Genomic DNA, 5,867 nt, shown 5'->3' on the forward strand with positions numbered 1-5,867 from the left:
ACGTCGCAGCGTCGCATTCGTTTTGGACTGCAATACTTGAACGGCTACACCACGCAGTTCGAGTTCTTTGACAAACGCGAAGAGCAGATCGGCGTAGGCAGCTGGTTTGATTACTAAGCTGGTTTGACGCTGACGGTCCAGCTAACGTTCGAAACGAGTGTTGGTAGCCAAATGGCAAGGAAGCCAAACCGTTAGAGGTACGGCCAGTCTATCGCTTGAATCAAGATAGCAATCGTCGTGAACCATCTGCTGACGCGCGAGCGTCTTGCGTAAAGTGCATTTGAATTTGCACTGTACGGGTGGCATTTGTAGCGGTGCGGCGCAAGCCGCCCGGTAAATTTCGAACGTTTTACTCGCGGCAACCGGACGGCTTGCGTCGCACCGCTACCCAAAGTAGATGGGGGTGTGTGTCATCGCGAGATCACACGCGCAGTCCTACGGCGTCATCGCGCCACTCGCAAAAAAAAGCGGCGAACCCGTTGGGATCGCCGCTTCCGTTCTTTGGTTTCGTCGCCTGAAATGTACTCAATCCATTTCGCGAGCATTGGGCTAACGTTTCCCGAGCAAGGGGCTAACGTTTCGCGGGGGTGGGGACGCCGCGTGCCACTTGTGGTTTCGAGCGAAAGATCTTGCGAGTCCGTTCGGGTTGGTACGCAGGCTCTTTGGATTCAACGATGGTTTCACCGGGATAGTGCGATTCGCCGGAGATGTATTCGCCGCCCGAGTGGAATTCGCCCGGGTAAGATTGGGAAGCACAGGATTCGCAACCGCAGCCGACCTCGCAGCCTGAGTCGCAACCGCTGTCACAACCCGCTTCGACGCCACAGCGGTACCCCCACAGGCTTTCCACGCCTGAGAAGACCGAGCGGCATTTGCCGCAGGATTGGCCGTTGTGGTTCCCGCATTTGTCGCAGGGATCACATGCGTCGGCAGGATGGTTGATCCAGGGATCAACATACAATTCGCCACAGCCTTCGCATTCACCACACCCTTGTGTGCCGCAGCCACCGCCCCCTAGCATGAAGGGACCATTTGCAACGCCACCACACGATGGACCGCAGCATCCGCTGAACCAAAGTAGGGCGATAGAGAGAGTCAGTATTGAGAGTTGCTGTGTCGGTTTCATTGGATTTAGACCTTCGTCGTCTTGCCGAGTGGATAATTGTCAAATCGGCCATCCCAATCGTTTCAATCCAATAAATCCCTGCAATCGGCAAAAGTTACCAGTTGCGGTATGCTAGCGAACCAACGGATTGCGAGCCAAATTCCCACGCTGGCACGCGGTCGAGTTATCATTGGTCGCTCGGTACAGCCGCGGTCTGGTCGGCAGTTGGTTCCGTCCAGCCGTTTGCCTTGTTACCAGTGGTTCCGTTCACTTTCCACACCCTCCCCAACCTTTTGCTGATCTGCTTTGGAGACGACTTCATGAATTGGCGTTTGCTTGCTGGAACTCTCTTCGTTTGTATTGCCTGTCATGCCGCCGGTGCTCAATCGGCTACGGAATCGACCTCCGGTGAACTGCCCGCAGTTGCCAGGATCGAGGGCGCTGAACCTCGGAACGTCGTGTTCATTTTGACGGACGACCATCGCTACGACGCGATGGGGTTTATGGGGCATCCGTTTCTCGAAACGCCGCATCTCGATTCACTCGCATCCAATGGCGTGCATCTGAAGAATGCGTTTGTGACGACGTCGCTTTGTTCGCCCAGTCGGGCTTCGATTTTGACGGGACTGTACACGCACAAGCACCGCGTAATCGACAATAATCGTGCGGTGCCTGAAGGAACGATCTTTTTTCCTCAGTACCTTCAGAAAGCAGGCTATCGCACCGGCTTTATTGGCAAGTGGCATATGGGCGGCGAGCACGACGACCCGCGGCCTGGATTTGACCACTGGATCAGCTTTCGTGGCCAAGGCAACTACTTGCCACCGGGCCCTAATTACACGCTGAACGTCAACGGAAAACGGGTCAAGCAGAAAGGTTACATCACCGACGAATTGACTGATTACGCGATTGATTGGCTCGATTCGCAAAAAGACTCGGACAAGCCGTTTTGCTTGTATTTGTCACACAAAGCGGTGCACTCGAATTTTACGCCCGCCAAACGACACGCTGACCGTTATGCCGATGCGGACCTTAGCTTTCTGCCGCGTGGCAAAGAAATCTCGGCTGAAAACAATGCGCCTCGCTGGGTTCGCGATCAGCGCAACAGTTGGCACGGAATCGATTTCTCGTATCACAGCAACAATGGGCTTGATTACTTGTACCGCCGCTATTGCGAATCGCTATTGGCGGTAGACGATAGCGTCGGCCGGGTGCTCGATCAGCTTAAAAAGATGGGAGTCCACGATTCGACGTTGGTGATCTACATGGGGGACAACGGTTTCATGTGGGGCGAACATGGCTTGATCGACAAGCGTGTGTCATACGAAGCGTCGATCCGAGTGCCGATGATGATGCAGTGTCCTGAGCTTTATGAGGGCGGGACGGTGGTCGAATCGGTGATCGGCAACATCGATATCGGGCCGACAATTCTGAACGCTGCCGGTTTGAAAACGCCGAATTACATGGACGGCAAGAGCTTTTTAGAGCTCCCCAATAATCCCGATCTCGATTGGCGAGATTATTTTCTTTACGTCTACTACTGGGAAAAGAATTTTCCCCAATCACCCACCCAATTCGCACTCCGCGGCGATCGGTTCAAGTACATCACCTATTACGGTCTGTGGGACGTTGATGAATTGTATGACTTGGCGAGCGATCCTGGCGAAACGAAGAATTTGATCGCCAACCCTGAATACAAATCGGTTGCCAAAGAGATGGAGAACCGCTTGTACGAAATGCTCGGCGACGCCGGCGGGATGGACATCCCGATGAATCAGCCACGCGGCGGTTCGCAAAACAAACGCTGGGAGAAACGCGGAGGTGACGAAGCTGCCGATTTCCCAGCAGCGATCGTCGTCGAGGAACCGCTAAACAAAGAGGCCCATTAAGTAACCATCCCAAAATGATTTCCGTATGGCGGACATCCTTTTCCGTCGGATTTCAGCGACGCACTAGGGGTGTCTGTCGTGCAAATCGGGACGTTGATTCGTGACATTTCCTAAATATCGTTGGATCAACGAGTGGCAAGCTGTTGTCGACCAGGCAACGAGTCCAAGTGCCATTCTTAGACCCAAATGATTTGTAGCCTCGTCTACTACGCCAGTTATCTACTTCGCGTCACGTTCAGTGGCAATGCCGACGGTGACCAGCGGTCTATTTTACCCAGTCGGCACCAGCGGGCTGGGGGGAGTTGAACAGGCGGGTGACCACAGCAATTTTGATATCGGATTTTGAGCAATTTTCCGAACGAAACTTTTGGAGGAAGTCGGTCATCGCGATCGACAACACGGATTGCCACTTCAAAAGTGGTCGTGCGTCCACCCATTCGTTCGATCCCCCGTCGGAGTATTCCCGTGAGCCGGTTGCCCCAAACGCCCGAAGAATTGGTGCTTCAGTTTGAGCTTGCCGAAATGCTCGAGTTGCTCGAGGATCTCGGCTTCGAGTCGACTCCTCAAACTGCAGCGCTGTTCAAACAAACGCTAAAAACGCTGGGGTGTCTCGAAACGACCTTGGCCCATTTTGCCGCGCCGACCTCAATGCGTTACGCCGCCTAGAGGAAGCGAGTGGATTTAATAGCGGAGCGGCGGCGTAAGCCGTTCCATCCATGGAGACGTTTTTCTCGACGCCACTTGGCATAAACCGGCGGGCTCGCGGCGTGCCAATAATGCACTTAGAATGCTTCGCTTCCCCAGGAATCGGAGCGTTGGACATTGGACCTCGAAAATACGAATCAGCTCGCGTTGAGTTTGCGTCACCTCGACCTCGAACATGTTGACGCGCTGGCTCGACGAATGGTTGACGATCTCGCTGCGGGGATCACATTTGGATTGGTCGGAACGTTGGGGGCAGGCAAGACGCGGATCGTCCAGTCGATGGCTGCGGCGATGGGCGTCGATCCTGCGGATGTGACGAGCCCCACATTCACGCTGCTGCAAACGCATCACGGCTCGATCACGCTGCATCATTTGGATGCCTACCGTGTCTCTGACGACGACGAATTTTTGGAGTTGGGCGTCGAGGAACTTTTTGACGATCTCCAGGCCTGGACCCTGGTTGAGTGGGCGGATCGCGTTTGCTCGGTAATGCCACGCGAAACCGTGTGGATCAAAATCGATATCCAGCAGAATGCCAATCACCGGCAAATCAAAATGTTTACCCAGGACGACGCACTCTATGAATCGCTACGTTTGATTCACCAGCGGTGTGTCGACGATGGTTGGGACGCCGCATGATCGACGCCGCCCGTTCGGTACTGGAAAATTGGCTCGAGCGATCCCGTATCCAGTCGATCGACCCGATCGCGTCGGGTTTGAGTGGTGCAGCCGTATTTCGCATTACCACCACCGACGGAGAAATGTGGGCGCTAAAACGCTATCCCATCCACACCCCGCTCTCGCGTGTGGACGAGATCCATCTTGTGATGGTCACGGCAAAACACAATGGATGTGACCTTGTGCCTCAGTTGAAGCGATGTCCGTCCATCAACGCCGCGGTAGCCGATCGCAGCGGCATCAATGACGGACAGCATGTTTGGGAATTGGCTCAGTGGGTTGCCGGAGAACCTTGGTCTGAGCCCATCGCGGGTGTCGATCTGTTTGCAAGAGACACGTCGACGGATGCGGAAACCGAGCGACGACGTCATGAAGCAATGTCGCGCGGAGCATCTGCGATTGCGAAGTTCCACCGCTCGGTCCGTTCACTAGGGATTCACCAGCAACCGCCGCCTTGCGTTTTGGCTCGTCAAAAACGTCTGAAGGAATTGATCCCGCTGATGAACGCGATCATGGCGAGTGATCGAGCGCGAATCGAACATCCGTCGTTGCGGTTTTCGCTACAGATGGCGATCGAGCGATTTCGAGCCGACTGGAACCGCGTCGCAAACTCGTTTCTTGCCACGATGGCGGCGTTATCACGTCACTCTGTGCAGACGCAAATCGTGTTGCGTGACGTACACGCGGAGCATATTTTTTTTGCGGATTCGCTTGACGGGGACTCGTTGAAAACTCGCGTCGTGACGGGAATGATTGACTTTGACGCGGTTCGTATCGACGCACCGGCAACCGATCTGGCACGCTGGATCTCTAGCTTTTTGCCGATGTGTACCGATGTTCACAATGCATGGCATTCGGTATTGGCGGGTTATCGGCTAGAATCGTCATTGAATGAACAGCAAGAAGTGCTTGCACAACACGTAGCTCAAGTATCGGCCTGGATTAACCTCGCAAACTGGGCATCTTGGTTATTGCTTGAGAACCAGAATTTTTCCTACGATGACGAGCACATTGCCCAGCGGATTGATCAATGGATTCGTGTGATTGATAAACTCGGAAAATGATCGGTTGGCTAAGCGAATTGGATTCACGGCAGAGAGCTTATTTAAAGCGTACTGAAAATGATAAATAAAAATGGCGGCAGTCTTCTTGGACTCGGATGTTTGTTGCTGACGTTGTTAGTCGGCGTCCCGCAAACCGCAACCGCGCAGACGGGATTCGACAACGACGGCAGTGTCTTTTCCGATTTCTCGCTCGGCGGTTTTGGGCAAGATTCTGGTGATCCGGCGAAGTGGGAGGCGAAGTACTTTGTCGACGCTTCGGGAACACGCGGTCGATTGGATGTCATTGTCAACGTGGACCGGGGATGGCATATCTATTCGGTGACCCAGCCTTCGGGCGGACCGATGAAGACAAACTTGTCGATCGAGTCACCCGAGTCGGTGAAATTGGCGGGCAAGTTTGCTCCCGACGAAGCGCCGCACAAGAGT

At 54.2% G+C, this 5,867-nt stretch carries 5 protein-coding genes and 1 pseudogene; 5 read left to right on the plus strand and 1 reads right to left on the minus strand.

The genetic code is table 11. The features are described 5' to 3' along the window. Positions 1-571: 571 nt before the first annotated feature. The gene (locus ABX962_RS28115; protein ID WP_372724428.1) at positions 572-1,126 is read right to left on the minus strand and encodes a hypothetical protein; all 555 of its coding nucleotides are present in this window, start codon (positions 1,124-1,126) and stop codon (positions 572-574) included. A 299-nt stretch (positions 1,127-1,425) separates the two neighbouring features. Between ABX962_RS28115 and ABX962_RS28120 the strand changes: the two genes are divergently transcribed. The 5 genes and pseudogenes from ABX962_RS28120 to ABX962_RS28140 form a co-directional block, all read left to right on the plus strand. Beyond that, on the plus strand, positions 1,426-2,994 hold the full coding sequence (locus tag ABX962_RS28120; RefSeq protein WP_372724430.1) for a sulfatase: 1,569 nt from the start codon (positions 1,426-1,428) through the stop codon (positions 2,992-2,994). Between the two features lie 465 nt (positions 2,995-3,459). After that, positions 3,460-3,660 (plus strand): hypothetical protein, encoded by a 201-nt coding sequence (locus ABX962_RS28125; protein WP_372724432.1) that lies wholly within the window; start codon positions 3,460-3,462, stop codon positions 3,658-3,660. A 156-nt stretch (positions 3,661-3,816) separates the two neighbouring features. After that, positions 3,817-4,338, plus strand: coding sequence for a tRNA (adenosine(37)-N6)-threonylcarbamoyltransferase complex ATPase subunit type 1 TsaE (tsaE, locus tag ABX962_RS28130; RefSeq protein WP_372724434.1), 522 nt, complete (start codon positions 3,817-3,819; stop codon positions 4,336-4,338). Further along, on the plus strand, positions 4,335-5,441 hold the full coding sequence (locus tag ABX962_RS28135; RefSeq protein WP_372724436.1) for a phosphotransferase: 1,107 nt from the start codon (positions 4,335-4,337) through the stop codon (positions 5,439-5,441). Before tsaE ends, ABX962_RS28135 begins: the two co-directional genes overlap by 4 nt. Positions 5,442-5,498: 57 nt before the next feature. Further along, a pseudogene (locus ABX962_RS28140) lies at positions 5,499-5,867 on the plus strand (disulfide bond formation protein DsbD); the annotation flags it as partial.

Origin of the sequence: Novipirellula sp. (assembly GCF_041583735.1) — a bacterium.
Lineage (GTDB): Bacteria > Planctomycetota > Planctomycetia > Pirellulales > Pirellulaceae > Novipirellula.